This window comes from Cryobacterium sp. Hh7 (assembly GCF_004403155.1).
GTDB classification, from domain to species: Bacteria; Actinomycetota; Actinomycetes; order Actinomycetales; family Microbacteriaceae; genus Cryobacterium; species Cryobacterium levicorallinum.
In genome coordinates this window covers 1-1296 of record NZ_SOHG01000051.1, presented here as the reverse complement: position 1 = coordinate 1296, position 1296 = coordinate 1, and the positions used below count along the sequence as shown (strand labels likewise).

At 63.0% G+C, this 1296-nt stretch carries 1 protein-coding gene and 1 pseudogene; both read left to right on the top strand.

Translation table 11 applies throughout. The features are described from left to right. Window positions 1-143: 143 nt before the first annotated feature. Entirely contained in the window at window positions 144-293 is a 150-nt protein-coding gene (locus E3T43_RS19780; RefSeq protein WP_370449973.1) for a hypothetical protein, read from the top strand. After that, window positions 230-1237 (top strand): annotated as a pseudogene (locus E3T43_RS13975) (IS256 family transposase); the annotation flags it as partial. The gene E3T43_RS19780 and the pseudogene E3T43_RS13975, both read left to right, overlap by 64 nt. Between the last annotated feature and the right edge of the window lie 59 nt (window positions 1238-1296).

The window sequence follows — 1296 nt, the reverse complement described above, 5'->3', positions numbered from 1 at the left end:
GGTTGCGTCCCCCTGAGTGGTGTAGTTCCCCGCCTCGGGGCGTTGGATTAGCAACGTAAGAAACCATCGTGCGATGGTCAGTGAGTACCGATCAAAGAACTCACAGAAAGACACATCAAACGATGGCTCTAGACCAGTCTGCCTTGCTTGACCTCCTCTCGGAACTCAAGCTGACCCATGTCCCCGATCGCATCCGCGTCGCGACCGAAACTCTCTATCAAGAATTGATCGATGCGGAAGCCACCGCCCTCATCGGCGCCGGCGCGTGGACCAGGCCCTGTTCGCCGTCGTAATGGAGGCTTACCTCCACGGCGTCTCGACGCGGAAAGTCGACGACCTAATCAAGGCCCTCGGCGCCGACACCGGCATCTCCAAGTCCGAAGTATCCCGAATTTGCAAGGATCTGGACGGGGAAGTCGCCGCGTTCCGTGACCGGGACCTCGGCGCAACTGGATACCCCTACGTGTTCCTGGACGCCACCTATTGCAAGGCCCGCGTCAACCACCGCGTCATCTCCCAAGCCATGGTCGTCGCCATCGGCGTGGCCGCCGACGGGCGCCGCGAGGTCCTCGGCTTCGACGTCGGTGACAGCGAGACGGAGGCGTTCTGGACGAGCTTCCTCCGGTCGTTGAAAACCCGCGGCCTCGACGGCGTCAAGCTCGTCATCTCCGACGCCGACACCGGATTGAAGAAGGCCATCGGCACAGTGTTCCAAGGCGCCAGCTGGCAACGCTGCCGCGTGCATCAGATGCGAAATATTCTCTCGATCGTGCCACGCGCCAGCCAAGAGATGGTCGCCAGCGTCATCCGCACCATCTTCGCCCAGCCCGACGCCAAGCACGTCCAGGCCCAGTTCGACGAGGTCACCCGCATGCTCGAGCGCTCTCACCCCAACGTCGCCCAGATGCTCCACGACGCCCGCGCCGACCTGCTCGCGTTCTGCGGATTCCCGCCCAAACACTGGCGGCAAATCTGGTCCACCAACCCGATCGAGCGCCTCAACAAGGAGATCAAGCGCCGCACCGATGTCGTCGGCGTGTTCCCCAACCCTGCGGCGCTGCTCCGCCTCGCCGGAGCAGTGCTCGTCGAGCAACACGACGAGTGGGAAGCCTCAACCCGCCGCTACTTGTCGGAGGGCTCCATGCGCCAACTGGACGCGTTCAACGACGCCCTCGCAACCGTCGACGCCAGCATCCTCACGGGGGTGATTCCCGTTCCCGAGCTCACTGCTGCATAATCAGAAACACTGACCTGCACGGTGTCGAGAAACTCCACCACTCAGCGGGACGTGACCCG